The organism is Enterobacter sp. JJBC, assembly GCF_036936505.1.
GTDB lineage: Bacteria > Pseudomonadota > Gammaproteobacteria > Enterobacterales > Enterobacteriaceae > Enterobacter > Enterobacter hormaechei_C.
Map to the genome: position 1 here is coordinate 1,215,546 of NZ_CP136935.1, position 25,489 is coordinate 1,241,034.

Genomic DNA, 25,489 nt, shown 5'->3' on the forward strand with positions numbered 1-25,489 from the left:
GCATTCTCTTTTATCGGTTTACTCTTTACATGGGGGTAAGCGTGGTCGCTTCAACTCAACCCTGCAAAATTTTGTCCATCATCCGCCCCGGCAGCAGGCGTTTCAACCAGCCGACGGCATGGGTCACCAGCGTGACCGGATAGCGCATTTTAGGGGTATCGCTCTCAAACGCGTGGCGCACTTTGGCAACGACGGCTTCTGGCCCAAGCGTAAAACGCGCCGCGATGCCGGGATTTTCGACCGGTTTGTCCGCCTGCGTCTGGTTAACGTTTTCCGTAAAGCGGGTGCGGATCGGGCCGGGTTCAATCAGGCTGACCTTAATACCGCTGTGGCGCAGCTCCATGCGCAACGCATCGGACCAGGCTTCAAGCGCATATTTACTGGCAGCGTAAGCCCCGCGGCCCGGCGTGGAGATCAGGCCCATCACCGAGGAGGTCATGACAATCCGCCCTTCGCCGTGCGGCAGCATGGCCGGGAGAAGGCGCATGGTAAGCTGATGCGCCCCGAAAAAGTTTGCGGAGAACTGCTGCTCCAGCTGTTCCCGTGAGAGAGTCTGTAGCGGGCCGTACACGCCGTAGCCCGCATTGTTGAACAGACCGTAAAGACGGTTGTTGGTCAGGGCGATAACCTCATCGGCGGCCTGCTCTACGCTCTCTGGCGAATCAAGATCCAGCAGAATGCCGGTAAATCCCAGCCCTCGCATGCGTTCGACATCCTCGGGTTTGCGGCAGGCTGCCAGCACCCAAAACCCCTGACGTTTCAGTTCAAGGGCGCTTTCAAGGCCAATTCCGCTGGAACATCCTGTTATTAAGACCGATTTTTGCATAACTTTACCTGTCAGGTTCTCAGCTGTTTGACGAGTCATGTTTTACTAAAGGAGCCAGCCGGGTTGCCATCCAGTCGGCAATAAACGGCTGGGCATCGCGATTGGGGTGAATGCCATCATCCTGCATCCACTGGGGTTTCAGATAGACCTCTTCCATGAAAAATGGCAGCAGCGGAATATCAAACTCTTTGGCAAGCTTAGGATAGATCGCGCTAAACGCCTCATTATACCGACGGCCGTAGTTAGCGGGCAGGCGAATTTGCATCAGCAGCGGCTGGGCATTGGCGGCCTTAATGGTTTGCAAAATGGTCCGCAGCGTTTGCTCCGTTTGCTGAGGCTGGAAGCCGCGCAAACCATCATTACCGCCCAGTTCGACCAGCACCCAACGCGGTTGATGCTGCTTAAGCAGGGCAGGCAGGCGCGATAAGCCTTGCTGCGACGTATCGCCGCTGATGCTGCCGTTCACGACAGAGGCCCGGGACTGCCATTTATCATTGAGCAGGGCGGGCCAGGCCGCACTGGCGGCCATACGATAGCCCGCGCTCAGGCTGTCGCCCAGAATCAATAACGTGTCCGCAGCCGCCGCGCGGAAGGTCATCAGCATCAAAAACAGGAAGGGCAAATGCCAGCGGAAAACATTGTTGAAGTTCATCGTCTTAAGAAGTCCGTCGGTCAGGGGGAACACGAGCTTTCCATCCTCACCGGAGTTGAACTCGTTGTCAAACGTGCCGAAACCATCGCCCTGATTGGTGAATCCGGTTCCGGTAAGTCCACGCTGCTGGCCATTCTCGCCGGTCTGGACGATGGCAGCAGTGGGGAAGTGAACCTGGTCGGCCAGCCCCTCCACGCGCTTGATGAAGAGGCCCGCGCCGCGCTGCGAGCCCGGCATATCGGGTTTGTCTTTCAGTCATTCATGCTGATCCCGACGCTGAACGCGCTGGAAAACGTTGAGCTACCTGGCCTGCTGCGCGGTGAAAATACCCGTGAAAGCCGCGATCACGCGAAGGCGTTGCTGGAACAGCTGGGGCTGGGAAAACGTCTCGACCACCTTCCGGCACAGCTTTCCGGCGGTGAGCAGCAGCGCGTGGCGCTGGCCAGGGCGTTTAACGGGCGCCCGGAAGTGCTGTTTGCCGATGAGCCAACGGGCAATCTCGACCGTAAAACCGGGGACAAAATTGCCGATCTGCTGTTTTCCCTCAACCGCGAGCACGGCACCACGCTGATTCTGGTTACCCACGACCCGCAGCTGGCCGCCCGCTGCGACCGCCGCCTGCGGCTGGTGAACGGTATTCTTCAGGAGGAAGCATGATTGCCCGCTGGTTCTGGCGCGAGTGGCGCTCGCCCTCGCTGCTGATTGTCTGGCTGGCGTTGAGCCTGGCGGTGGCCTGCGTGCTGGCGCTCGGTAGCGTCAGCGATCGTATGGAGAAAGGGCTTAGCCAGCAGAGTCGGGAATTTATGGCCGGGGACCGGGCTCTGCAAAGTTCTCGCCCCGTGCCGCCGGGCTGGATTGAGGAAGCGCGCACAGAGGGGCTGAAAGTAGGGGAGCAGATCACCTTTCAGACCATGACCTTTGCGGGCGACACGCCGCAGCTTGCCAGCGTAAAAGCCGTGGATGACATCTACCCGATGTACGGTGATTTACAAACCAGCCCGCCGGGGCTAAAACCGACGGCCGGTACGGTCCTGCTGGCATCGCGACTGATGGCGCTGTTGAACCTGAAACCCGGCGACAGTATCGACGTCGGCGACGCGACACTCAAAATTGCCGGGGAAGTGGTGCAGGAGCCCGACTCCGGATTTAATCCGTTCCAGCTTGCGCCGCGCCTGCTGATGAACACCGCGGATGTGGCGAAAACCCACGTCGTCCAGCCGGGAAGCCGTGTCACCTGGCGGTATAAGTTTGGCGGAACGCCAGCTCAGCTGGAGGCGTACGAAAAATGGCTCCTGCCGCAGCTCAAGCCGGAACACCGCTGGTACGGACTGGAGCAGGATGACGGGGCGCTCGGCAAATCTCTTGAGCGTTCTCAGCAGTTCCTGCTGCTGTCGGCGCTGTTAACCCTGCTGCTTGCCATTGCGGCGGTTGCCGTGGCGATGGGGCACTACTGCCGCAGCCGTTACGATCTGGTGGCGATCCTCAAAACCCTCGGCGCGGGCCGCGCGCAACTGCGCAAGCTGATTGTCGGCCAGTGGCTGATGGTGCTGGCGCTGTCGGCTCTGACCGGCGGGGCGATAGGGCTGCTGTTTGAAAAGCTTCTGATGGTGCTGCTCAAACCGGTACTGCCCGCCGCATTACCGCCTGCCAGCCTCTGGCCGTGGCTGTGGGCAATCGGCGCGATGACGACGATCTCCCTGCTGGTGGGGTTACGCCCGTACCGGCTGCTACTCGCCACCCAGCCGCTGCGCGTGCTGCGCCGCGATGTGGTGGCCAGCGTTTGGCCGCTGAAGTTCTACCTGCCGGTGATTATTGCGGTGGCGGTCGGGCTGCTGGCCTGGCTGATGGGCGGCAGTACGCTGCTGTGGGCGGTGCTGGCGGGCGCGGTGGTGCTGGCGCTGCTGTGCGGCGTAGTGGGCTGGATACTGCTTAATGTGCTGAGAAAGCTGACAGTTAAATCACTTTCCATACGGTTAGCGGTTAACCGACTGCTGCACCAGCCGTGGTCTACCCTCAGCCAGCTCTCGGCATTTTCGCTGTCGTTTATGCTGCTGGCGCTTCTGCTGGTGCTGCGCGGGGATCTGCTGGATCGCTGGCAGCAGCAGCTTCCGCCAGAAAGCCCGAACTATTTCCTGATCAACATCGCGCCCGAGCAGGTGACGCCGCTGAAGGGCTTCCTGTCCGAGCATCACATTATTCCCGAGTCGTTCTATCCGATCGTGCGCGCCCGACTGACGCAGATCAACGGCCAGTCGACGGAGGGAAATAAGGATGAATCGCTCAACCGCGAACTCAACCTGACCTGGCAGGCGAAACGTCCGGACCATAACCCGATCGTTGCTGGCACCTGGCCGCCGAAAGCGGGGGAAGTGTCGATGGAGGAGGGGCTGGCGACACGCCTGAACGTGAACCTCGGCGACAGCGTGACCTTCACCGGTGATACCCAGGATTTCACCGCCAAAGTTACCAGCCTGCGTAAAGTGGACTGGGAAAGCCTGCGGCCAAACTTCTTCTTCATCTTCCCGCCGGGTGCGCTGGACGGACAGCCCCAGAGCTGGCTCACCAGCTTCCGCTGGGAAAACGGCAACGGCATGCTGACGCAGCTTAACCGGGAATTTCCGACGGTGAGCCTGCTGGATATCGGCGCGATCCTTAAACAGGTCGGGCAGGTGCTGGAGCAGGTAAGCCGCGCGCTGGAGGTGATGGTGGTGCTGGTGACGATCTGTGGCATATTGCTGCTGCTGGCGCAGGTGCAGGTCGGCATGCGTCAGCGTCATCAGGAGCTGGTTGTCTACCGCACGCTGGGGGCCAGTAAACGGCTGCTGCGCGCCACGCTGTGGAGCGAATTTGCCCTGCTCGGGCTGGTGGCGGGCCTGGTGGCGGCCATCGGGGCGGAAACGGCGCTGGCGGTACTCCAGAGCAAAGTCTTCGACTTCCCGTGGGAGCCCGACTGGCGGCTGTGGTTCACGCTGCCCGTCTGCGGCGCCGTGCTGCTGTCCCTGTGCGGCGGCTGGCTCGGATCCCGGCTGTTGAAAGGTAAAGCGCTATTCCGCCAGTTTGTTAGCTAGTTTACTGACGTGATGATGACGCACCGGCATTTCTGCTGGTGCGTCATTGCTTAACGGCACAAATCGTTAATGCCCCTGCATTTAGTAGCACAAAACATTAAAAACCCGCCCACACAGCCCGAATTTTTCCGGTTAATATTCACCAGCTAAATATTTAGCAGCGTGTCTATCAAGGAAAAAGAATGACTATAAGAAAAACAGCGCTGGCGACAACGATCGGCGCAGCAGTGGCATTGGCTTCTTTCGCATCCCAGGCGGAAATCACTCTTCTGAAACAGGATCCGCAGGCGGGTAACCCGCTGAGCCGCCTGAACTTCACCGTTGGCGGTAGTATTCGTCCTCAGTTCCAGAACATGACCGGCGATGACGGCAAAAACGGCTACAAGCGCAACGGCTTTGACGGCGGTACCCGCTTCCGTTTCGCGGCAGACTACTACCTGTTCGATGACATCAGCTGGATCACTTACTACGAGCTGGGTGTGAACATTCCGGCGCAGTTTAACTGGGATAACCACTACGCCGACGGCGCGCACGATACTTCACGCCGTATGCTCTACACCGGTCTGAAGAGCGACACCTGGGGTACGCTGACCTTCGGCCAGCAGAACAGCGTGTACTATGACGTGGTGGGCGCAAAAACCGATATCTGGGACTACGACATGATCGGTCAGGCGCCAGGTAACGGGATTAATGGCGACTACGACGGCTCTTACCGTTCACGCCAGATGCTGAAGTACAAGAAAACCGTGGGCGATGCTGACATCTACGCCTCTTACCTGTTTGAAGACAGCGAATACCTGCCGGGCAACGGCCTGCGCTACAAGCGTAAAGGCGGCGGTTCACTGGGTATCGATTATCACCTGACCACCGATCTGACCTGGGGCGCAGCGTGGAACTACACCCGCGCGGACATGCGTAACCCGGACAACGGCGACAGCAAATCCTACGACCAGAACATCCTTGGTACCGCCCTGAGCTGGACGCCGGATAACTGGACCTTCTCCGCAGGCGGCGGCTGGTATCAAAACTTCCTGACCACCAAAAAAGTGTCCGTTAACGACTACTTCGCCGGTGATGCATGGGGTATTGAATACTTTGCGGGTTACAAGTTCCCTGTTGGTCAGTATGCGGTGAAATCCATCCAGCCGTACTTCATGGGCGACCGTATCGAGTACGTGAATGGCCGTAACTACCAGCGCATCGACAACGGTGTGGGTATCAGCTTCCAGCTGGATTACGGTTTCCGCGTGGATTACGAACACGTGTTCACCTCCAGCACCGACAACCTGGGCGACATGAACCTGGTGCGTCTGCGTTACGACTTCTAAGTTGTCATGTAGGGTGCGGCCTGATGCCCTCACCCTGACCCTCTCCCACGGGGAGAGGGAAAAAACATTAAAAACGGCAACCCAGGTTGCCGTTTTGCTTTTACCTCGCCACCCGGCTTTATTTTTCAGCGATCGAGCCACTCAGCAATTTCTTCGTACGTCCCGCGATACACAATCTTCTCCGCCTTTTTCTCCAGCTGATAGCCGTACATCGGGTCGTAATAATCCTTCAGCAGCGGCACAAGCCAGCTGAAGTGCGCGTCAGTGCTGCCAGTACGCTGTTGCTCGACAAGCGCGGCATCCAGCAGGGCGGTAAATTCCGCGAAGCGTTGCAGCCCCAGACGGCGACGAATGGCGTACAGGCCGTGATGCAGATATTCGCTATACGCTTTCCAGCCCGCTTTCTCGCCGTAGGCAGCAGAAAAATCGGCCCACATATGGTCGAAATACTCTTCGCGCAGGCGCTCCAGGCGGACTTCAAAGGGGTCTTCGACGACAACGACAGGGGCGTCAACCATGCGGTCGCGCAGGCATTCCGGCAGGTGGTTAGAGCCAATCATCCGGCCTTCATCTTCCAGCACCCAGCGCGCGGCGTCTTTTTTTAGCAGTTCGACGGCAAGGTGATTTTCAAAACTGGCCTGGGAAAGCTGCGGGGTGAGCGTGCGACCAAATGATGAGCCGCGATGGTGCGCCAGCCCTTCCAGATCGATGCCCTGCGCATGCTGCTTAACCAGCAGCGTTTTACCGTTTCCGGTACAGCCGCCGATAAGCACCATCGGTTTTTGTGACTGCTCAATGGTCACCTGAATCGCCGTCTGACGCAGGGCCTTATAGCCGCCGCGGATCAGCGGATAATCGATTCCCGCCTCTTTCAGCCAGGCCTGGGAGATGTGTGAGCGCTGGCCACCGCGCGCGCAGCAAAGGTAGCCCTCAGGATGGGCCAGGCTGGCTTCCCGCCAGGCGTTGATGCGCGCCTCTCGCGTCTCGCCGTTGACCAGGCTATGGCCGAGCGCCAGCGCGGCGTCCGGACCCTGGCGTTTATAGCAGGTGCCGACGGCGGCACGCTCGTCGTCGTTCATTAAGGGCAGGTTGAGTGCGGCGGGCATCGCACCCTGGGCAAATTCGATCGGCGCGCGAACGTCGATTAAAGGGGTATCGGACGCGAGGATCGCGCGATAGTCCGTTCCATCGTTCATGGTGATTCCAGAAGAAAACTGAGCAGCAATGGGCGGGAATTGTACGCCGGGGAAGGGGAAGGTCAACTCCCCGGCGGGGGATACTTACTTCAGTTTTGACTGCGCCCAGACAATGCCGCTCGCGTATTCTGGCGGCAGCAGGGGAACAATCGCTTCCAGCGTAGCGCTCAGGCGGTCCGTGTCAGTATCGTTCAGGTTCAGGTGGCCGACCTTACGCCCCGGACGTACCTCTTTGTCGTACCAGTGCAGGTGCACCAGCGGCAGCTTCAGCCAGTTGTAGTTCAGATCGGTGCCGATCAGGTTGATCATCACCGACGGGCTGGTCACCACCGGCTGCGGCAGCGGCAGGTCAGTGATGGCGCGCAGGTGCAGCTCGAACTGGCTGATGGAGGCGCCGTTTTGCGTCCAGTGACCGCTGTTGTGCACGCGCGGCGCAAGTTCGTTGATCAGCAGACCCGACGGCGTGACGAAACACTCCATCGCCATTACGCCCACATAGCCCAGCTCATGCATGATGGCAGAGAGCATTTCTTCCGCCTGCGCCTGCTGGTCAGCATTGGCCTGCGGGAAGGCGACGCTGGTGCGCAGAATCCCGTCCTGATGCAGGTTATGCGTTAGCGGGTAAAAAACGGTGTGCCCGTCATGCCCGCGCGCGCCAACCAGCGACACTTCACCGCTAAAGTTAATGCCCTGCTCAACGATGCACTCGCCGTAGCAGTCATCCGGCAGCTCGGCGGTGTCGTTCGCGCGCAGGCGCCACTGCCCGCGGCCGTCGTAGCCGCCGACGCGACGCTTCACAATCGCCAGGTCTCCCAGCATCGCAAAAACGTCATCCCACTCGCGCTTATCGGAAAGCAGCTGCCACGGCGCGGTCGCGAGGCCGAGCTTGTCGAACAGCTGCTTTTGCGTCAGGCGGTCGGCAATGATCGGAAACACGTCGCGGTTTACAAAGGCGTTATGGCGCGCCAGCTCGCGGGTCAGGGCGGTTTCCGGCCAGCGTTCAATTTCGGCGGTGATCACGCTCTGGTGGAACGGCACGGCTTCCGGCTCGGCATCCAGCCCGACGGGCCAGACGGCAATACCCAGCGGCTCACCGGCCTGACGCAGCATCCGGCCAAGCTGACCATTACCAAGAACGCAAACCTGCTTCATGCTGCACCCCGCGGATCCGGGTTATCCAGCACCTCGTCGGTCTGGGCTTTACGCCACTCCGCCAGACGCTGATGTAACTCTTTATCATGCGTCGCCAGGATCTGCGCGGCCAGCAGGGCGGCATTTGCCGCACCCGCTTTACCAATCGCCAGCGTACCGACAGGAATACCGCGCGGCATCTGGACGATAGAGTAAAGGCTATCAACCCCGCTTAACGCGGCGCTTTGCACAGGAACACCCAGTACCGGCACCAGCGTTTTGGCGGCAATCATGCCCGGCAGATGTGCTGCGCCGCCCGCACCGGCAATGATCACCTCGTAACCGTTCTCTTCGGCGCTTTCGGCGAAGCTGAACAGTTTATCCGGCGTACGGTGCGCGGAAACCACTTCGACGTGGTGCGGAACATTCAGGATTTCAAAGATTTCGGCGGCGAACTGCATGGTAGCCCAGTCGCTTTTGGACCCCATCACGATGGCGACACGCGCCGGATTATTGCGGGAAGACATGCGTCTTAAAACTCCTGTGGTGCGGAACACACTGCTTTCGAGGGCACAGAGAATAGCATGTAATACCGGCAAGGAAAACGGTTGCGTGGTCGGGAAATGGGCGAAAAGACGGGGAGGGTTAAAACGGGAAGGCGATCAGTTCAACACCTTCCGGCGTGACTTTGACCATCGATCCTTCGCTGTGCCAGGCCCCTAAAACCACGCGATGGGCGGGCTCGCCGTTGGCGATAAGGGAATGAACATCGGGACGATGGGTATGGCCATGGATCAGCCACTGAACGCGATGCTTCTCCATCACCTTCACCACCGCCTGCGGGTTGACGTCCATGATGGTCATCGATTTGCTGCTGTTGGCGGCCTTGCTGCCCGCGCGCATTCTGGCGGCGATGCGGTTGCGAATAAACAGCGGCAGGGCGAGGAACACTTTCTGGATCCACGGGGTGTGAACTTTGGCGCGAAACGCCAGGTAGCCGGTATCGTCAGTGCAGAGCGTGTCGCCGTGCATGATCAGAATATTGCGGCCATAGAGGTTTAGCACCTGCTCTTCCGGCAGCAGCGTCATGCCGCTCTCGCGGGCGTAGCGCTGGCCGATCAGGAAATCACGGTTGCCGTGAATGAAATAGCAGGGGACGCCGGAATCCACCAGCGTTTTAATGGCCGCAGCCATCTCACGGTGCAGCGGGTTCGGATCGTCGTCGCCAATCCAGGCCTCAAACAGGTCGCCCAGAATGTACAGCGCGTCGGCGTTTTTCGCTTCACCGCGTAAAAAACGCAGAAAACCGGCGGTTATCGCCGGTTCTTCTGTTTGCAGATGTAGATCCGCAATAAAGAGTGTCGCCACGAATTACTCGCTGACGGTCACGCTTGTAATCACAACGTCTTCTTTAGGAACGTCCTGGTGCATACCGCTGCGGCCAGTAGAAACGGCTTTGATCTTGTCGACCACGTCCATCCCTTCAACCACTTCTGCGAATACGCAGTAGCCCCAGCCTTGCAGACTTTCGCCAGAGAAGTTCAGGAAGTCGTTGTCCGCTACGTTGATGAAGAACTGTGCGGTTGCAGAATGTGGCGCCTGAGTACGGGCCATTGCCAGCGTACCACGGGTGTTTTTCAGGCCGTTGTTCGCTTCGTTTTTGATCGCTTCTTTCGTCTCTTTCTGGCGCATGCCAGGCTCGAAACCGCCGCCCTGGATCATAAAGCCGTTGATCACACGGTGGAAAATAGTGTTGTTGTAGAAACCTTCGCGGCAGTAGTCCAGGAAGTTTTTAACTGTTTCAGGCGCTTTGTCATCAAAGGTTTTGATTACGATATCGCCATGATTAGTGTGGAAAGTAACCATTTTTGCATCCTGTTCCGTTATTGTGGTGCGTCGACCCGTGCTCGGGTCACATATAGGGGCTTGTTATAGCATAACCACAGGACACGATCACCTTGCATTGTGTGCTGACCGTACTCCGAATTATGGGTATTATAAGGAACAAACAATCCACACACGTGTTTACATGGAATCTTCGATGTTAAAAATCTTTAATACAATGACGCGCCAAAAAGAGGAATTTAAACCTATCCATGCCGGGGAAGTCGGCATGTACGTGTGTGGTATTACGGTTTACGATCTCTGTCACATCGGCCATGGCCGTACCTTTGTCGCGTTCGACGTGGTGTCACGCTACCTGCGCTTCCTGGGCTACAACCTGAAGTACGTGCGCAATATCACCGACATCGACGACAAAATCATTAAACGTGCTAATGAAAATGGCGAAAGCTTTGTCGCGCTGGTGGATCGCATGATCGCCGAAATGCACAAGGATTTTGATGCCTTAAATATTCTGCGCCCGGACAGCGAGCCGCGTGCGACCCACCATATCCATGAAATCATTGATATCACCCAAAAGCTGATCGAGCGTGGTCACGCCTATGTGGCGGACAACGGCGACGTGATGTTCTCGGTGCCGACGGACCCAACCTACGGTGCGCTTTCCCGCCAGGATCTGGACCAGCTCCAGGCCGGTGCGCGCGTGGACGTGGTTGACGTGAAGCGTAATCCGATGGACTTCGTGCTGTGGAAGATGTCCAAAGCGGGCGAACCGAGCTGGCCATCCCCGTGGGGCGAAGGGCGTCCGGGCTGGCACATTGAATGTTCCGCGATGAACTGCAAGCAGCTGGGAAACCATTTCGACATCCACGGCGGCGGTTCGGATCTGATGTTCCCGCACCACGAAAACGAAATCGCGCAGTCCACCTGTGCTCACGGCGGCGAGTACGTGAACTACTGGATGCACTCCGGGATGGTGATGGTTGACCGCGAGAAGATGTCGAAATCGCTGGGTAACTTCTTCACCGTGCGCGACGTGCTGAAGTATTACGACGCGGAAACCGTGCGCTACTTCCTGATGTCTGGCCACTATCGCAGCCAGCTGAACTACAGCGAAGAGAACCTGAAGCAGGCGCGCGCTGCGCTGGAGCGTCTGTATACCGCACTGCGCGGCACCGACAAGTCTGTTCCAGCCGCAGGCGGCGAGGCGTTCGAAGCCCGCTTCGTTGAGGTGATGAACGACGACTTCAACACCCCGGAAGCCTACTCCGTGCTGTTCGACATGGCGCGTGAGGTGAATCGCCTGAAGTCAGAAGATATGGCGGCGGCCAATGCGCTGGCGTCTCATCTGCGTAAGCTCTCTTCCGTGCTCGGCCTGCTGGAGCAGGAGCCGGATGTGTTCCTGCAAAGCGGCGCGCAGGCGGACGACGGCGAAGTGGCGGAAATTGAAGCACTGATTAAAGCGCGTCTGGAAGCGCGTCAGGCGAAAGACTGGGCGGCGGCGGATGCGGCGCGTAACCGTCTGACCGAGATGGGCATTATTCTGGAAGATGGCCCGCAGGGAACCACCTGGCGTCGTAAGTAATTTTCTCCTCACTCTAACCCTCTCCCACAGGGAGAGGGAATTGTTAGGTTTTCTCCCTCTTTACGTGGGAGAGGGCCGGGGTGAGGGCATCAGCGCGCACGTTTTCTCCACCATAACATCCCCATCAGCACCATCCCCGGCAGCCACACCCACAGCAGTTCCGAGATAATGACCTCATGCCCGTATGGCGTGGTATAGCGCGACAGCGCAAACGGCGCGACTTTGATCACCTGCCACGGCGCAAAGAAGCGCTCATCTGACCAGGGCCACAGCCAGCCGACGCCTTTCCCGCCGGTGGTGATCGAATTCAGCAGGCTGTGCGACAGCAGCGACACGGTTAAAAACAGCCAGCAGCGCGTCAGGCTGGCCCTGAACCATCGTCGGCCTGCCAGCACGCAGAGTATCGGCACCACCAGGGCAAACAGTAGCGAATGAGTGAAACCGCGATGGCCGAAAATATTCCCGTAGGCAACACCGAATTTAAACGCCAGTACATCGGCATCGGGCAGCATGGCGAGGACGATCCCGGCAAACAGCAGGCGGGGTGGGATGACGTTAGTTCCGAGCCCTAAGCCCAGACACAGAGGTACGGCAGCGTGGGTGATAACGGTAGGCATTGCATTTATCCATGGCAAATCATGGAAATATAGCAGTCATCTCGCGCTAAAAGACCCATGCTAAATTCTGATTTTACGCCGATTCCCGCGCGATAAGCTGCCCGGAGAGGGTTATGCGCTGCGTTTGCAGGTCCGGCTCTTTCAGCCTGCGGATCATCAGCCCTGCCGCCTGGCGGCCGGTCTCTTCGCTGGCAGACGAAACGTAAGTCAGTGACGGCGACGTGAGATTAACGTGGAGCATATCTTCAAAACCAATCAGCGCCACCTGCTGGGTTAAAAACACGTCTTTACCCACCGTGCGCCCCACCTGGTGAATACCTGAGATCGAACCGATCATCGCGTCCGGTGAATGGCAGAGCAGGGCGGTAATCGTATTGTTCTTCTCAAGCAGCTGGCGGGTCGCCATGGCCGCCGCCTGCGTGTCATCGGTACAGGCGGGAGAATATTCCTCACGCCAGACCAGCCCGTTCTGCGTCATCGCGCTGCGAAAACCAAGCAGGCGCTGCTCGCGGATACGGCACCCGTCGCGCCCGCCAATGTAGGCGATGGTGCGGTGCCCGCGCTCGATAAGATAACGCGCGGCCAGGTGCGCCGCCTGGCGGTTATCGCGCATCACCAGATTGCATTTCTCTTCCAGCAACGACTGCGAAACCGCCACAAGCGGCAGCGGGCAGTGGCGAATGTGTTCCGGGAGAGAGGCGGTGCGGGTGTCCGACGCCAGGTAGATGACGCCCGCCACGCCCTGCTGCTTAAACGAGAGCAGGGTACGCTCAAGATGTTCGCCGTCATTCAGCGGCTGACCGAGAAAAACCATATAACCCTGCTTCTCCAGCTCCTGAACGATACTCGCCATCACCTTGATGGAAAAGCTGTCGCTGAAGTCGCGCAGGATCAGGCCGATTAAGTTGGAGGTGTTGGCGCGAAGATTGGCAGCGGCGACGTTATGAACATAGCCCAGCGTTGTGATGGCGGCATTGACCTTCCCGATCGTCGCCTCTGAGATCTTCCCTTTCTGGCGCAGCACCAGCGAAACGGTAGAAACCGACACGCCCGCATGCTTTGCGACATCAATGATGCTGACTTTCTTCAAAACCGCTCCCTGAAATTTACCGATTATCAGCCAGATAAGAGGCGACCCCCAGCGTACAGGAGACGCCTCCTTCAGGCATCTTATTATTTGCCAATCATCGTGGACATCGTCTGGGCGATAAACTGTGCTCTGGCCCCGAAAATCACCTGTATCCCGTTATCGCCCACGAACACCACGCCGCGCGCGCCAAGCCCATTCAGCCCGTCCCGGTCCACCGCTTCGCTCTTCGCCACTTCCAGACGCAGACGCGTGATGCAGGAGCCGACGGAATCAATGTTCTGCGCACCGCCCAGCAGGCCGATGATTTCGGTGGCAAGTTCGGAATCGGACTTGTCATTCGCGCTGGCGGTCACTTCGGTGCGGCCCGGCGTTTTCACGTCGAAACGGCGGATCACGAAGCGGAAGGTGAAGTAGTAGATTAATGCCATCGGAATGCCGATGATAATGGCGCTCAGGAAGTTGGTCTGATAGCCGTTAAACGACGGCAGGATCCCGAACGACAGGTAGTCGATAAAGCCCGCCGAGAACGACTTGGCGATATGCGCATGCAGCAGGTACATGGTCATGTACGCCAGGCCTGCCATGATGGCGTTGAAGACGTAAAGGATCGGCGCCACGAAGATAAAGGTGAACTCTACCGGCTCGGTGATGCCCGTCAGGAAGCAGGTGAGGGCGGCGGAGAAGAGAATACCGGCCGCGATTTTCTTATTCTTCGTGTGCGCTTCGTGGTACATCGCCAGACACGCCGCGGGCAGTGCGAACAGCATCAGCGGGAACTCGCCCTGCATGAATTTCCCGGCGTTCTGGTAGGTGTCGCTGCTGAAGGATTTCACTCCCTCTTCCAGCATCTTGAACCAGATGGTCTGGTCGCCGTGGATCACCTGACCCGCCTGGGTAGTGTAATCCCCGAACGAATACCAGAAGGAGGGATACCAGATGTGGTGCAGGCCGAGCGGGATCAGCGCGCGCTCCACTAGCCCGAAGATAAAGGTCGAGGCCGCCTGGTTATCGCCGTTCACCACCACGGACAGGGCGTCGATGCCGGACTGAATATGCTGCCAGACGTACGGCAGCAGCAGGCCGAGCAGGAACGACAGAAACGCCGTCGCAATCGCCACAAAGCGCTTGCCGGAGAAGAAGCCGAGGAATTCCGGCAGCTGCATGGTGTGGAAGCGGTTGTAACACCAGGCCGCAAGAATACCGCAGATCAGGCCGCCAAAGACGCCCATCTGTAACGTCGGAATGCCGACGACCATGGCGTATTTCCCGCCCTGGGAGGCCATTTCCGGCGTAATGCTCAGCACGGTGCTGATGGTGATATTAGTGACAAACACGGAGACCGCCGCAGAGAGAGCGGCAATGCCGGATTCCGAAGCCAGTCCGACGGCAGAGCCGATGGCGAAGAGCATTGGCAGGTTATCAAAGATAACCCCGCCTGCGTTCATCATCAGCGGCAAGTGGAACTTATCGCCGAAGGCCAGCAACAGGCCCGCAGCGGGAAGCAGTGAAATTGGCAGCATTAAGGCGCGACCAATCATCGATAACTTAGACAGCGATTTAACAAACCCTGATATCAGGCTCATGCTGATTTCCCCCGAGTAGCGCTTTTTTTGCGCTGTTATTGTAAGTAGAACGTTTTAGTAGAACGTTCTACTTATCGTGGGGAAAGTCTGAAAATCGCGCAACTTAAATTTCACATTTCGCCAGAGGGAATAGTGATTATTTGAAGTTGATCGATAATTAACCGTGATGGGTGTGAGGGGATGTTTATCCCCTCTCCCTGTGGGAGAGGGTTAGGGTGAGGGCATCAGACAGCTCAGGCCGTCACGGTCACGCTCTGACCTGCGAAGCTCACGGTCTGACCCGCGACAATTTTGCAGCGCTTGCGGGTTTCCACCGCGCCGTCTACTGTTACCTGCCCGTCGGCGATGACGATTTTCGCCTGCGCGCCGCTTTCGCTCCAGCCTTCCAGCTTCAGCAGATCGCACAGCTCAACGTGCGGGTGTTTACCTAAAGAAAAAGTTGCCATGATTACGCGTCCTCTACGTCGTGATACTCCTCGCACGCCTGCAAGGTATTCTGAATCAGTGTTGCTACCGTCATCGGGCCAACGCCGCCCGGGACCGGAGTAATATAGGATGCGCGCGCTGCGGCATCTTCATACACCACGTCGCCAACCACTTTGCCGTTTTCCAGGCGGTTAATACCCACGTCCACGACGATTGCGCCCTCTTTGATCCACTCGCCCGGAATAAAGCCCGGCTTGCCGACCGCAACGATCAGCAGATCGGCGTTTTCGACGTGATGACGCAGGTTTTTGGTGAAGCGGTGGGTGACGGTGGTGGTGCAGCCCGCCAGCAGCAGCTCCATGCTCATTGGACGGCCCACGATGTTGGAGGCGCCAATCACCACGGCGTTCAGGCCATAGGTATCGATGTTATAACGCTCCAGCAGCGTCACGATGCCGCGCGGGGTGCATGGACGCAGGCGCGGCGCGCGCTGGCACAGGCGGCCTACGTTATACGGATGGAAACCGTCAACGTCTTTGTCCGGCGCGATACGCTCCAGCACCTTCACGTTGTCGATGCCCGCAGGCAGCGGCAGCTGAACCAGGATACCGTCGATCTCTTTATCGGCATTCAGGGTGTCGATCAGTTCCAGCAGTTCCGCTTCGCTGGTGGTTTCCGGCAGATCGTAAGAGCGGGAGACGAACCCCACCTCTTCACACGCTTTGCGTTTGCTGCCGACATAAATTTGCGAAGCCGGGTTGCTGCCAACCAGCACAACGGCCAGCCCGGGGGCGCGAAATCCGGCGGCTTTACGCGCCTTCACTTTTTCCGCAACCTCAGAGCGCACCTGCTGCGCAATCGTTTTACCGTCAATAATCTTTGCTGCCATCAGAGAGAAGATTCCGTCTGTAACGTTAGAAAGGGGGGATTGCCTGTATTTTGTCAGAAGCGAGCGCCGCTGTCAGTCACCCTTTACGAGATTTCATCGATGTCCCGCAAAATCCCTTCTCAGGGCATGGTCAATTTCTTAGAGGTGATTAGGATGTGACCTGGCTAAATGGCAGCGTTTTGACATATTACAAAATAGATTCCTGAGCTACTTTGTCCTCTCCGAAATAAGCCTTCAATTTTTTAATTGAACGTATTTCTTATTCCCGAATATGCGCGGGAAGGGTTATTTACATTTTAAAGGAATAGACATGAAACTCAGCAACATTGCTTCTACTGTTATTGCAACTCTGGCCCTGGTCGCGGGTGCCGCTCACGCAGAAGATCCGGTAGCGCCTGTATCTGTAAACGGTGGTACGGTGCATTTTAAAGGTGAGTTAGTGAATGCCGCGTGTTCAGTGAATACTGACTCTTCAGAGCAGACGGTTAATCTTGGCCAGTACCGTACCGCGAAATTCACTAAAGTGGGTGACACCACCTCCAATATTCCGTTCACCATCGAACTGAACGACTGCGATCCTGCGGTAGCGAAAACCGCTGCTGTCGCGTTTACCGGCCAGATCGACGCCACCGACAAAACGCTGCTGGCGGTAAGCTCCGGTAACAACGACAACTCCGCGAAGGGCGTAGGTATTGAGATCCTCGACAGCAAATCCTCCACGCTGACCCCGGACGGCGCAACCTTCTCTGCGGCGCAGAACCTGATTGAAGGGACTAACACCCTGAACTTCACCGCACGCTATAAAGCCACGGCGGCGACCACCGAGCCAGGCCAGGCAAACGCGGACGCAACATTCGTAATGAAATACGAGTAATGCCTGAGTACAGGGATGTGGCTGGCCTCAGGGAAGAGGTCTTTTGATCGCCTATACCGGGAGCGAAGGATGACAAGGACTGGGATACTGCTGTGCGCCCTTGCGATTGCCCCAGCGGTAAACGCACATACCGTGGTTATTGACGGCGGCAAAGTACACCTCAGGGGAGAGCTGGTTAACGGCGGCTGCGCCGTGGCTCCGGACAGCCAGAATATGCGCGTGGATATGGGGCAATACCGCACAAACGCCTTTTCCGGCGTCGGCAGCTTTTCCACGGTTAATGTGCCTTTCACCGTACGTCTGCTGGATTGCAGCGTGGACGTCTCCCGCACCGTGGGGATCCAGTTCCAGGGAGTGACACCGGCAGAAGACCCGCAGGTTTTCCTGGCGACATCGCGGCCGGGGGAAAATGCGGTCAGCAGTGGTGTCGGGCTGGCGCTTTTTGACGAACAGCAACGTCAGATCATCCCGAACGCGACGGCGGTGAGCTGGTTACCCATTAACACCCGCGAGCTGGTATTTCATTTCAGCGCCCGCTACCGGGCAATTTCCGAACACCTTGTACCAGGCACTATTCAGTCGAATGTCTGGTTTACGTTGATTTATCCCTGACGCCTGCGAACTAATTATTAAAGGTACGGTTGTGATGAACACCCTGATTAAACCTGGACTGTTTTTATCTTTTATTTTGATGATGGTTTCTGCCAGCGCGAATGCGTCCGGCGGAATTGCGCTGGGCGCGACGCGCGTTATTTATCCGGCCGATGCCAAACAAACGTCGCTGGCGATCACCAACAGCAATAAGCAAGAGCGCTATTTAATTAACGCGTGGATAGAAAATGCCAACGGGCAAAAGGAAAAAACCTTTGCCGTCACGCCGCCGCTGTTTGTCAGCGAGCCGGCCAGCGAAAACACCCTGCGCATTATCTACGCAGGCCCGGCGCTGCCTGCCGATCGCGAATCGCTCTTTTACATGAACGTCAAAGCGATTCCCTCCGTCAGCAAAAAACATCAGGACGGCAACAACGTCCTGCAACTGGCTATTCTGTCACGTATCAAGCTGTTTGTTCGCCCGGCTAACCTGGCGATGCCGCCGGAAGAGGCGCTCTCACAGCTGCGCTTTGAGCGCGTCGGCAACCATCTTAAGGTGAGCAATGCCTCACCGTATTACGTCACGCTGGTCAATCTGAAGCTCGGCGGACAGACGCTGGATAACCTGATGGTTGCTCCTAAAAGCTCGGCGCAGCAGGTGCTGCCTGCCGCTACGAGCGGCACGCTCTCCTGGCAGAGTGTGAATGACTATGGCGCCATTACGCCGGCGCGTAGCGTCAGCCTGTGAGCAGAGACAGGGCGATGAACACTCAATGGCGTTACTGCCCGGTTGCGCTGGCACTGATGGCAACGCTCTGGCCACTCGCTGGCTGGGGCGAAAGCTACTTTAACCCGGCGTTTCTCTCCGATGACACGGCGAACGTCGCGGATTTGTCGCGTTTTGAAAAAGGCCACCAGCAGGCACCGGGCGTCTATCGCGTCGATATCTGGCGTAACGATGAGTTTATCGGCACGCAGGACGTGCGGTTTGAGCAAGCTGACAACACGCCGCCGGTCGCAGGCGGTTTGTCGCCGTGCATTACGCGCGCGATGCTCGATCGCTTTGGCGTCAATATCGCCGCCTTCCCGGAACTGAGCAACGTGCAGGGCGATACCTGCGTTCCGCTCACCACGGCTATTCCGGGCAGCGAAGCGGCGTTCAACTTCGCCTCGTTGCGCCTGAACGTCAGCCTGCCTCAGGTGGCGATGCAAAACAGCGCCCGCGGATATATTCCGCCTGAACAGTGGGATGAAGGCATCCCTGCCGCGCTGCTGAACTACAGCTTTACCGGCAACCGGGGCAGCGACGACGACAGCTACTATCTGAACCTACAAAGCGGGTTGAACTATGGCGCCTGGCGATTACGCAATAACGGCGCGTGGCGTTATACCGAAAGCAACGGCCAGCGGCACAGCAGCTGGCAAAATATTGGTACCTGGGCGCAGCGTACGATCATCCCGCTGAAAAGCGAGCTGGTGCTTGGCGACAGCAACACCGGAAACGATGTCTTCGACAGCGTCGGTTTTCGCGGTGGTCGCCTCTATTCGTCCGACAGTATGTACCCGGACAGTCTGCAAGGTTACGCGCCTACCGTGCGCGGAATCGCCCGCACCCCTGCCAAAGTGGTGATCCGCCAGAACGGATACGTGATTTACCAGAGCTATGTGCAGCCGGGGGCTTTTGCGATAACTGATCTTAACCCGACCTCCTCAAGCGGTGACCTGGAGGTGACGGTGGAAGAGAAGGACGGCAGCCAGCAGCGCTACACCGTCCCGTATTCCACCGTTCCGCTGCTCCAGCGTGAAGGACGCTGGAAATACGATCTGGTGGCAGGGGACTATCGCAGCGGCAACAGCGAGCAGGACACGCCGTTCTTTACTCAGGGTACGATGATTGCGGGTCTTGCCGACGGCTACACGCTGTACGGCGGAACGCAGCTGGCCTCGCGCTATACCGCCATCGCCATTGGCGCGGGTAAAAACCTCGGTGACTGGGGGGCGGTTTCACTTGATCTCACCCATGCCCGCAGCCAGCTTGCCGATGACAGCCGCCATGAAGGGCAGTCCCTGCGGTTCCTGTACGCAAAATCCCTTAACGGATTCGGCACCAACTTCCAGCTGCTGGGCTATCGCTACTCGACCAAAGGCTTCTACACCCTCGACGATGTGGCCTGGCGCACAATGGAAGGCTACCAGTATGGCGACGATCAGGACGATGACGGCGTGCCGGACGTGCAGAGCTATCACAACCTGACGCTGAATAAAAAAGGGCGTTTCCAGCTCAATATCTCCCAGTCTCTTGGCGATTACGGCTCGGTGTACGTGTCGGGCAGCCAGCAAAATTACTGGGGCACCAGCGAATCCAACGTCTGGTATCAGCTCGGCTACGCGGGCGGGGTGAAAGGGGTCAGCTACGCCTTATCCTGGTCGTGGAACAAGGCCGTCGGCATTGATGGAACCGACCGGATCGCCTCGTTCAACGTCTCCGTCCCGTTCAGCCTGTTCACCCGTCACGGCTACCGTCGCGATAACGCGATCGATCGGGCCTATGCCACGGCCTCTGCCAGCCGTAACAGCGACGGTGATACCAGCTGGCAGACCGGGATCAGCGGAACGCTGCTAAAAGATCGTAACCTGAACTACAGCGTTACGCAGGGCCACACCAGCAATAACGGTGCCAGCGGCAGCGCCAGCGCTAACTGGCAGGCAACGTACGGTACGCTGGGCGTGGGCTACAACTACACGCGGGATCAGCACGACCTCAACTGGCAGCTTTCCGGCGGTGTGGTAGGGCATTCAGACGGCATCACATTCAGTCAGCCGCTGGGCGATACCAACGTCTTGATCAAAGCGCCGGGCGCGTCAGGCGTGAGCGTCGAAAACCAGACCGGTGTCAAAACCGACTGGCGTGGCTATGCGGTGATGCCGTACGCCACGGTGTACCGTTACAACCGCGTGGCGCTCGACACTAACACCATGAGCAACAACACCGACATTGAAAATAACGTTTCCAGCGTCGTGCCGACGAACGGTGCGCTGGTGCGCGCCAGTTTTGACACCCGCATCGGCGTGCGCGCGTTGCTCACCGTTAAGCGTGATAACCAGCCTGTGCCGTTTGGGGCGGTGGTGCGTGAGACGCAGAGCGGCGTAACCAGCATGGTGGGAGATGACGGTCAGATTTACCTGAGCGGGCTGCCACTGAGCGGGGAGCTGCTGATTCAGTGGGGAGACGGGAAGCAGTCCCAGTGTCGTGCGCCCTACAGCCTGCCAGAACAGAGCCTGCAACAGGCGATCACACTTAAGGGGATCCGCTGTGAATAAAATCCATTATCTGGGGCTATCCCTGCTGGCATTTTTGCCGCTATCTCAGGCGTTCGCCACCGTCTGCGTCAATGAAAATGGCGTGCCGACGGAGGTGTATTACGACCTGACGGATAAATTCAACAGCTCCAATAACCAGGTGGGGCAGATTGTCACACTCAGCGAGAAGTCTCAGTGGGTGGGTGTTAACGCCGTCTGTCCTAAGGGAACGTCCGGGAACACCACCAAGCGCAGCTATGTTACCGATTTCCCGGTCACGGGCACCAGCGATGGCTACCAGTATCTGAAGCTTAACGACTATCTGGACGGAGCGATGAAAATCACCGACAGCTACGCTGGCACCTTCTATCCACCCAGAAAGTACATTCAGATGGGGAGCCATCCGAACGTGTCTAAAAACAAACCGTTTGGTGTACAGGATTCCAGCCTCGTCTTCCGGCTTAAGGTGACCCGACGCTTTATTAATATGGTGGTGATCCCCCGGGCGACCATGTTCCGGGTTTACGTCACCACGACCTCCTCGGATCCGCTCACCACGCCGGTTTATACCATCAGCTACAGCGGGACCATTCAGGTGCCTCAGAGCTGTGAAATTAATGCCGGGAATGTGGTGGAGTTCGATTTCGGAGACATCGGCGCCTCCCTGTTCAGTAAAGCGGGCATCGGGAATAAGCCGGAGGGGATCTCAGCGCAAAGCAAAACTATCGGCATAAAATGCACCAACGTCGAGGCGAACGCCATGCTCACGATGCGTGTTGAAGCGGAGAAGGTTTCAGGCAGTACGCTGGTTTCCGATAACGCGGATGTGGGTTTTGTGATTGCCAACAGTAATGGCGTGCCGCTGACGCCCAACAACCTGACCAGCAAAATCCCGTTCCGTCTGGACGACAGCGCTCAGGCACAGGTGGGGATCCGCGCGTGGCCCGTCAGCGTGACCGGTAAAAAACCTGCCGAGGGGCGTTTTACCTCTCGCGGCTATTTACGCGTCGACTACGACTAAGGAGCAGATATGCGAAACGGAATACGGTATTTAGCCGTCGCGCTCTTTGCGCTTTGCTCCCCTGCACACGCAGAGACGGCGCTTGGGGAAATTAACATTCAGCTCTACGGCAATATCGTGGATTTTACCTGCGTGGCGGAGGGGGACGACAGCAATAAAACCGTCACGCTCGGCACCTGGCCCACGAAACAGCTCCGCACAACGGGGAGCCGGACGCAGCCTGTGCCGTTCACCCTGAAGCTGACCGGATGCCCGCCGGGGGCAGCTTCGGTCACATTTACGGGGAAGATGGACGGGCATGATAACAGCCTGCTGGCGCTGAATGATGCCAGCGCGGCCAGCAACGTGGCCGTGGAGATCCTTGACCGGGATAAAACGCGCCTCGCGTTGCAGCAGGCCAGCCAGACGGTGGCGGTGGATGCGCAGGGAAATGCAGAACTGTCGTTTTATGCCAATTATATCGCCACGGCGGATAATCCGCAGCCGGGCCGGGCTGACGCCGATGCAACGTTCATGATCAATTATAATTAATCGTATCCACTCTCCCTGTGACGATTATATGTTGCAGGGAGAGAGAGGGATTACAGTAATTCGTGCGCTTTCGCGTAATCAATTAATTCAACGATACTTTGCACGCCCAGCTTGGAAAAGATATTAGACTTATGGGCACTAATTGTTTTGTTGCTAAGTAATAATTGATCCGCAATCTCCTTATTAGATAATCCGTTCGCCAGATATCGCAGAACCGTCACTTCACGATTCGATAATGGCATATCCACAGCGGCGCCCGTCCGCGACCCCAGATGGTTTATAAAACTTAATGTTTCTGAAGGGAAGAAAGAATAGCCCGTCAGTATCATTTCCACCGCGTTATAAATTTCCCCCAGATCTTTTCGCTTACTGACAAAACCATTTGCCCCGGCGCGGATGGCGCGTCCTGCGTAGAAGGCTTCAGATTTTGAAGAGAGGAAAAGAACCTTAATGTCTTTATTTAAGTTCCTGATTCTTTTCAGTAATACGAACCCATCCGTGCCCGTCATTTCAATATCGAGAATGACCAGGTCAATGGGGTGGTTGCGTATACAGTCAAGCACTTCGTGGCTGTCGCCTGACTTCAGTTTGACCTGGATGTTTTTATTTTTCTGTAGCAGGACTTCTATCGACATTCTGACGATAGGGTGTTCGTCCATAATGATAACGGATGCCGGTTTCATTTTTTATGCCTCAGATTGTTAAAAGCGTTATGCTGAGTTTTGTTAAAACTCTCGAAAAGCCGGAAGGATAATTGCGCAGATCCTTGTACGGTAAATGTCCCTGGGAAGAGCGAAAGCATCCTTGTTTACGTAGTGGTGATATCAATGCCTCAGCGCAGTTATCTCATAAGGCTGGTTATGGCAAAATGATTTTTCTTATTCGCGTGTCAAACACGTCTTATTATACCGTTTAAGTATTGTCCGAAAAGCCTGTAAATTAATATCCATATATTGCTGATTATTATGTTCTGGATCTGAATCACTAACTTTTTAAAATTAGCAAAAATGTCCTGATATTGCATTTACCACACACTTTCATCTTTATGTAATAACAAAAAATAAACGATTTTACTGTATGTTAAATGAATGTTAACAGTGAGTGGGCTGTGACAACCAGCATCCCGCCTGCCCGCCATCCCTGAAATCCGCCATTTCGTGCGTCATCTCTCCGTTTCAAACGTCTCCTGGCAAATTGCCGTTCCCAACAACAGAACAGCACTATCTGCTGTTTTCTTCACCTCTCATCGCATTCTTTTACAGGTAAATCGCTTGTTTTTACACCATTATCATCCTGTTAACGGAAGCGCCAGAACCTTAACGCATGGATAAAATCACTCTCGTTGAGCGTACCAGCAGCATTTCGCATGGTTTAAGGTCAAGAATTAGGAATAGTTATAAAATCGAAAGTTTTGTTAAAAAACACAAAAATTTAACATGTTTCCTAAGTAATTTCCTAAAGGTCTTTAGGAATTAAGAAGTTACTGAATACGTTAATACGTGAAATCTGAGAGGTTGTTGAGAATATGTAGCAACTCATGACGATGATTCAGTCCAAGTTTCGCCAGGATGCAGCTGAGACGGTAAATAATGCGGCTATATGGGCGGTTCTGTAACTGCGCGATCTGACGCAAGGAGCTACCCTGCGACAGCGCCTGTAAGATCGGCCATTCATCCCGTGAAAACCACTCTTTGCGGTTGCCGGCGGGTGCCGGTGCTTCCAGCAAGGTTTGTTGCATAGCCAACGCCGTAAGCTGGCGTTCAAGCACATGAAAAGGGCCAGCCGCTTTACAAAACAGGCGAGCATCATAATCATCGGCGCGGACGAGCAGGTAGGGTGTCAGGTAGGGGGCGAACAGGCTGTGGCGGCGTAATCGGTCCAGCAGGTCAATGAGCGGCGAGGCGCGGCTTTCAATGTCAACTACCAGACGCGATGAAGGCCAGTGATTTAAATCACTGAGAGCGGCATCAAGCGTGGAATAGTCGCAGCAATTGCTCAGGGGCGACTGCCCGCTCAGAAAACCGGAACGGAAATAATTATCCTGTGTGACCAGAATGATAAAGGGAGCATCGGTTTTGCGGGTCTGGTTGATTGACTGGCTCAAATATTCGAGACGATCAAAAAATGGGAGAGCAAAAGGCGAGTGCGTAGAACCCAGTGAATCACTTCCTGTCCGACGACGCCGGTAACGGCGTACTGTCATTCGCATAGCTTCCCTCTTGGCGATGACCGTTCAGTCCTCCTGCCATCTCCAGGATGGCCAATAATATCCCTGACCGAAGCGCGCGCCAGCATGAAGCGCGCATGTACGGTCCCGTTCTGTTTCAATGCCTTCAATAAGCACATTCGCAGCAATTTTTGAACAAAGGGTGACCAGCTGTGTCAGCGCCGGCGTTTCACGTAAACGCCAGAAAGCGATCTTATCGATTTTTATTCCGCATAACGGCAGGCGACAGGATAAAAATGCTTGCCCTGACGCTTCATCAATATCGTCCAGCCAGATCCGGTGTCCCCGCGCGGTCAACTGCTGAAGCGCACAACTCACCCTCTGACGTACCGGGTCTGAGAGTGAAAAGAACGAGGCAGGTTCCACGAGTTCAATGTTCAGCGGTGGGCTGTTAAGTTGCAGTAAACGCTGGAACATTTCCGGTATGGTCAGAACGGTTATCGGCAAATTTATGAAAAGGTTGTCACAAGGGAAGGGGTTTTTTAACGCGGCGATCTGTGCTTCCAGCAACACAAGCGCCCGGGTGGCTGACCAGTCCTGGAAAAAGCTTTCGCTTTGCTGATGCGGCGACAGCACGCTGAGCACTTCGGCTCCCACCGCGCGTGAAGAGGAGAGGGCGACAATAGGTTCAAGCTTAATGCCTGTAATGTCGTGTGAGATGTGCTGCACGCACGCGGGAAAACCTGTCTGCTCTGGCGCTGTCACTCCGTCG

The 25,489-nt window shown here is 56.7% G+C and carries 25 protein-coding genes; 10 read left to right on the forward strand and 15 right to left on the reverse strand.

Features of this window, described 5'->3' with window-relative positions; all coding sequences use genetic code 11:
- Positions 1-55: 55 nt before the first annotated feature.
- Complete coding sequence (locus RY075_RS05820; RefSeq protein WP_006809829.1) at positions 56-865, reverse strand: SDR family oxidoreductase; 810 nt, start codon at positions 863-865, stop codon at positions 56-58.
- Positions 846-1,478, reverse strand: a complete 633-nt coding sequence (gene tesA, locus RY075_RS05825) for a multifunctional acyl-CoA thioesterase I/protease I/lysophospholipase L1 (RefSeq protein ID WP_003858933.1) — start codon at positions 1,476-1,478, stop codon at positions 846-848. Before tesA ends, RY075_RS05820 begins: the two co-directional genes overlap by 20 nt.
- On the opposite strand from tesA, the gene ybbA reads away from it, so the two are divergent.
- The 3 genes from ybbA (at position 1,449) to RY075_RS05840 (ending at position 5,874) form a co-directional block, all read left to right on the forward strand.
- Positions 1,449-2,135 (forward strand): putative ABC transporter ATP-binding protein YbbA, encoded by a 687-nt coding sequence (gene ybbA / locus RY075_RS05830; RefSeq protein ID WP_023315548.1) that lies wholly within the window; start codon positions 1,449-1,451, stop codon positions 2,133-2,135. The genes tesA and ybbA overlap by 30 nt on opposite strands.
- Positions 2,132-4,546: a putative ABC transporter permease subunit YbbP gene (gene ybbP, locus RY075_RS05835; RefSeq protein WP_232967600.1), complete on the forward strand. Its 2,415-nt coding sequence runs from the start codon at positions 2,132-2,134 to the stop codon at positions 4,544-4,546. The genes ybbA and ybbP overlap by 4 nt, the downstream gene beginning before the upstream one ends.
- Positions 4,547-4,728: 182 nt before the next feature.
- The gene (locus RY075_RS05840; RefSeq protein WP_022650515.1) at positions 4,729-5,874 is read left to right on the forward strand and encodes a porin; all 1,146 of its coding nucleotides are present in this window, start codon (positions 4,729-4,731) and stop codon (positions 5,872-5,874) included.
- A 125-nt stretch (positions 5,875-5,999) separates the two neighbouring features.
- Here RY075_RS05840 and mnmH read toward each other — a convergent pair whose 3' ends face one another.
- From mnmH to ppiB, 5 genes are all read right to left on the reverse strand, one after another.
- Positions 6,000-7,070: a tRNA 2-selenouridine(34) synthase MnmH gene (gene mnmH, locus RY075_RS05845; protein ID WP_022650516.1), complete on the reverse strand. Its 1,071-nt coding sequence runs from the start codon at positions 7,068-7,070 to the stop codon at positions 6,000-6,002.
- Between the two features lie 84 nt (positions 7,071-7,154).
- Complete coding sequence (gene purK / locus RY075_RS05850) at positions 7,155-8,222, reverse strand: 5-(carboxyamino)imidazole ribonucleotide synthase (RefSeq protein ID WP_003858922.1); 1,068 nt, start codon at positions 8,220-8,222, stop codon at positions 7,155-7,157.
- Positions 8,219-8,728 carry a 5-(carboxyamino)imidazole ribonucleotide mutase gene (purE, locus tag RY075_RS05855; RefSeq protein ID WP_003858921.1) on the reverse strand — a complete coding sequence of 170 codons (510 nt, stop codon included), beginning with the start codon at positions 8,726-8,728 and terminating at the stop codon, positions 8,219-8,221. Before purE ends, purK begins: the two co-directional genes overlap by 4 nt.
- Positions 8,729-8,846: 118 nt before the next feature.
- Complete coding sequence (gene lpxH, locus RY075_RS05860; protein ID WP_022650517.1) at positions 8,847-9,569, reverse strand: UDP-2,3-diacylglucosamine diphosphatase; 723 nt, start codon at positions 9,567-9,569, stop codon at positions 8,847-8,849.
- A 3-nt stretch (positions 9,570-9,572) separates the two neighbouring features.
- Positions 9,573-10,067: a peptidylprolyl isomerase B gene (ppiB, locus tag RY075_RS05865; RefSeq protein WP_000256009.1), complete on the reverse strand. Its 495-nt coding sequence runs from the start codon at positions 10,065-10,067 to the stop codon at positions 9,573-9,575.
- A gap of 175 nt (positions 10,068-10,242) precedes the next feature.
- Between ppiB and cysS the strand changes: the two genes are divergently transcribed.
- Positions 10,243-11,628: a cysteine--tRNA ligase gene (gene cysS, locus RY075_RS05870; protein WP_022650518.1), complete on the forward strand. Its 1,386-nt coding sequence runs from the start codon at positions 10,243-10,245 to the stop codon at positions 11,626-11,628.
- A gap of 89 nt (positions 11,629-11,717) precedes the next feature.
- Here cysS and RY075_RS05875 read toward each other — a convergent pair whose 3' ends face one another.
- The 5 genes from RY075_RS05875 to folD form a co-directional block, all read right to left on the reverse strand.
- A complete protein-coding gene (locus RY075_RS05875; protein WP_109948438.1) occupies positions 11,718-12,245 on the reverse strand; it encodes a metal-dependent hydrolase in 528 nt (175 codons plus the stop codon).
- A gap of 73 nt (positions 12,246-12,318) precedes the next feature.
- Positions 12,319-13,335, reverse strand: coding sequence for a Mal regulon transcriptional regulator MalI (malI, locus tag RY075_RS05880; RefSeq protein WP_047654105.1), 1,017 nt, complete (start codon positions 13,333-13,335; stop codon positions 12,319-12,321).
- A gap of 83 nt (positions 13,336-13,418) precedes the next feature.
- Complete coding sequence (locus RY075_RS05885) at positions 13,419-14,918, reverse strand: PTS transporter subunit EIIC (protein WP_003858916.1); 1,500 nt, start codon at positions 14,916-14,918, stop codon at positions 13,419-13,421.
- 233 nt (positions 14,919-15,151) lie between these two features.
- Positions 15,152-15,364: a ribosome-associated protein YbcJ gene (gene ybcJ, locus RY075_RS05890; protein WP_022650521.1), complete on the reverse strand. Its 213-nt coding sequence runs from the start codon at positions 15,362-15,364 to the stop codon at positions 15,152-15,154.
- A 2-nt stretch (positions 15,365-15,366) separates the two neighbouring features.
- The gene (gene folD, locus RY075_RS05895) at positions 15,367-16,233 is read right to left on the reverse strand and encodes a bifunctional methylenetetrahydrofolate dehydrogenase/methenyltetrahydrofolate cyclohydrolase FolD (RefSeq protein WP_006809817.1); all 867 of its coding nucleotides are present in this window, start codon (positions 16,231-16,233) and stop codon (positions 15,367-15,369) included.
- Between the two features lie 310 nt (positions 16,234-16,543).
- Here folD and fimA point away from each other — a divergent pair, with 310 nt between their 5' ends.
- The 6 genes from fimA (at position 16,544) to sfmF (ending at position 22,550) form a co-directional block, all read left to right on the forward strand.
- Complete coding sequence (fimA, locus tag RY075_RS05900) at positions 16,544-17,107, forward strand: type 1 fimbrial major subunit FimA (RefSeq protein WP_003858911.1); 564 nt, start codon at positions 16,544-16,546, stop codon at positions 17,105-17,107.
- 69 nt (positions 17,108-17,176) lie between these two features.
- Positions 17,177-17,719, forward strand: a complete 543-nt coding sequence (fimI, locus tag RY075_RS05905) for a type 1 fimbrial protein subunit FimI (protein WP_003858910.1) — start codon at positions 17,177-17,179, stop codon at positions 17,717-17,719.
- 34 nt (positions 17,720-17,753) lie between these two features.
- On the forward strand, positions 17,754-18,446 hold the full coding sequence (gene fimC, locus RY075_RS05910; protein ID WP_022650522.1) for a type 1 fimbria chaperone FimC: 693 nt from the start codon (positions 17,754-17,756) through the stop codon (positions 18,444-18,446).
- Positions 18,447-18,460: 14 nt separating this feature from the next.
- Entirely contained in the window at positions 18,461-21,019 is a 2,559-nt protein-coding gene (locus tag RY075_RS05915) for a fimbrial biogenesis usher protein (protein ID WP_032657435.1), read from the forward strand.
- Entirely contained in the window at positions 21,012-22,019 is a 1,008-nt protein-coding gene (fimH, locus tag RY075_RS05920) for a type 1 fimbria D-mannose specific adhesin FimH (protein ID WP_003858903.1), read from the forward strand. The genes RY075_RS05915 and fimH overlap by 8 nt, the downstream gene beginning before the upstream one ends.
- Before the next feature lie 9 nt (positions 22,020-22,028).
- Positions 22,029-22,550, forward strand: coding sequence for a fimbria assembly protein (sfmF, locus tag RY075_RS05925; protein WP_023315556.1), 522 nt, complete (start codon positions 22,029-22,031; stop codon positions 22,548-22,550).
- Positions 22,551-22,600: 50 nt separating this feature from the next.
- Here sfmF and fimZ read toward each other — a convergent pair whose 3' ends face one another.
- The 3 genes from fimZ to RY075_RS05940 all read right to left on the reverse strand — a co-directional run bounded on the left by fimZ (position 22,601) and on the right by RY075_RS05940 (position 25,446).
- Entirely contained in the window at positions 22,601-23,233 is a 633-nt protein-coding gene (gene fimZ / locus RY075_RS05930) for a fimbria biosynthesis transcriptional regulator FimZ (protein WP_003858901.1), read from the reverse strand.
- Positions 23,234-24,042: 809 nt separating this feature from the next.
- A complete protein-coding gene (locus RY075_RS05935) occupies positions 24,043-24,759 on the reverse strand; it encodes a DNA-binding response regulator (protein ID WP_302378215.1) in 717 nt (238 codons plus the stop codon).
- A 24-nt stretch (positions 24,760-24,783) separates the two neighbouring features.
- Positions 24,784-25,446, reverse strand: coding sequence for an EAL domain-containing protein (locus RY075_RS05940; protein ID WP_032608685.1), 663 nt, complete (start codon positions 25,444-25,446; stop codon positions 24,784-24,786).
- Positions 25,447-25,489 lie beyond the last annotated feature (43 nt).

What these genes read in the sequence shown, in the direction of transcription:
- RY075_RS05820 (WP_006809829.1), bottom strand. Translation starts at nt 865, where the DNA reads ATGACTCGTCAAACAGCTGAGAACCTGACAGGTAAAGTTATGCAAAAA.
- ybbA (WP_023315548.1), top strand. Translation starts at nt 1,449, where the DNA reads ATGCCAGCGGAAAACATTGTTGAAGTTCATCGTCTTAAGAAGTCCGTC.
- tesA (WP_003858933.1), bottom strand. Translation starts at nt 1,478, where the DNA reads ATGAACTTCAACAATGTTTTCCGCTGGCATTTGCCCTTCCTGTTTTTG.
- ybbP (WP_232967600.1), top strand. Translation starts at nt 2,132, where the DNA reads ATGATTGCCCGCTGGTTCTGGCGCGAGTGGCGCTCGCCCTCGCTGCTG.
- RY075_RS05840 (WP_022650515.1), top strand. Translation starts at nt 4,729, where the DNA reads ATGACTATAAGAAAAACAGCGCTGGCGACAACGATCGGCGCAGCAGTG.
- mnmH (WP_022650516.1), bottom strand. Translation starts at nt 7,070, where the DNA reads ATGAACGATGGAACGGACTATCGCGCGATCCTCGCGTCCGATACCCCT.
- purK (WP_003858922.1), bottom strand. Translation starts at nt 8,222, where the DNA reads ATGAAGCAGGTTTGCGTTCTTGGTAATGGTCAGCTTGGCCGGATGCTG.
- purE (WP_003858921.1), bottom strand. Translation starts at nt 8,728, where the DNA reads ATGTCTTCCCGCAATAATCCGGCGCGTGTCGCCATCGTGATGGGGTCC.
- ppiB (WP_000256009.1), bottom strand. Translation starts at nt 10,067, where the DNA reads ATGGTTACTTTCCACACTAATCATGGCGATATCGTAATCAAAACCTTT.
- cysS (WP_022650518.1), top strand. Translation starts at nt 10,243, where the DNA reads ATGTTAAAAATCTTTAATACAATGACGCGCCAAAAAGAGGAATTTAAA.
- RY075_RS05875 (WP_109948438.1), bottom strand. Translation starts at nt 12,245, where the DNA reads ATGCCTACCGTTATCACCCACGCTGCCGTACCTCTGTGTCTGGGCTTA.
- RY075_RS05885 (WP_003858916.1), bottom strand. Translation starts at nt 14,918, where the DNA reads ATGAGCCTGATATCAGGGTTTGTTAAATCGCTGTCTAAGTTATCGATG.
- ybcJ (WP_022650521.1), bottom strand. Translation starts at nt 15,364, where the DNA reads ATGGCAACTTTTTCTTTAGGTAAACACCCGCACGTTGAGCTGTGCGAT.
- folD (WP_006809817.1), bottom strand. Translation starts at nt 16,233, where the DNA reads ATGGCAGCAAAGATTATTGACGGTAAAACGATTGCGCAGCAGGTGCGC.
- fimA (WP_003858911.1), top strand. Translation starts at nt 16,544, where the DNA reads ATGAAACTCAGCAACATTGCTTCTACTGTTATTGCAACTCTGGCCCTG.
- fimI (WP_003858910.1), top strand. Translation starts at nt 17,177, where the DNA reads ATGACAAGGACTGGGATACTGCTGTGCGCCCTTGCGATTGCCCCAGCG.
- fimC (WP_022650522.1), top strand. Translation starts at nt 17,754, where the DNA reads ATGAACACCCTGATTAAACCTGGACTGTTTTTATCTTTTATTTTGATG.
- RY075_RS05915 (WP_032657435.1), top strand. Translation starts at nt 18,461, where the DNA reads ATGAACACTCAATGGCGTTACTGCCCGGTTGCGCTGGCACTGATGGCA.
- sfmF (WP_023315556.1), top strand. Translation starts at nt 22,029, where the DNA reads ATGCGAAACGGAATACGGTATTTAGCCGTCGCGCTCTTTGCGCTTTGC.
- fimZ (WP_003858901.1), bottom strand. Translation starts at nt 23,233, where the DNA reads ATGAAACCGGCATCCGTTATCATTATGGACGAACACCCTATCGTCAGA.
- RY075_RS05935 (WP_302378215.1), bottom strand. Translation starts at nt 24,759, where the DNA reads ATGCGAATGACAGTACGCCGTTACCGGCGTCGTCGGACAGGAAGTGAT.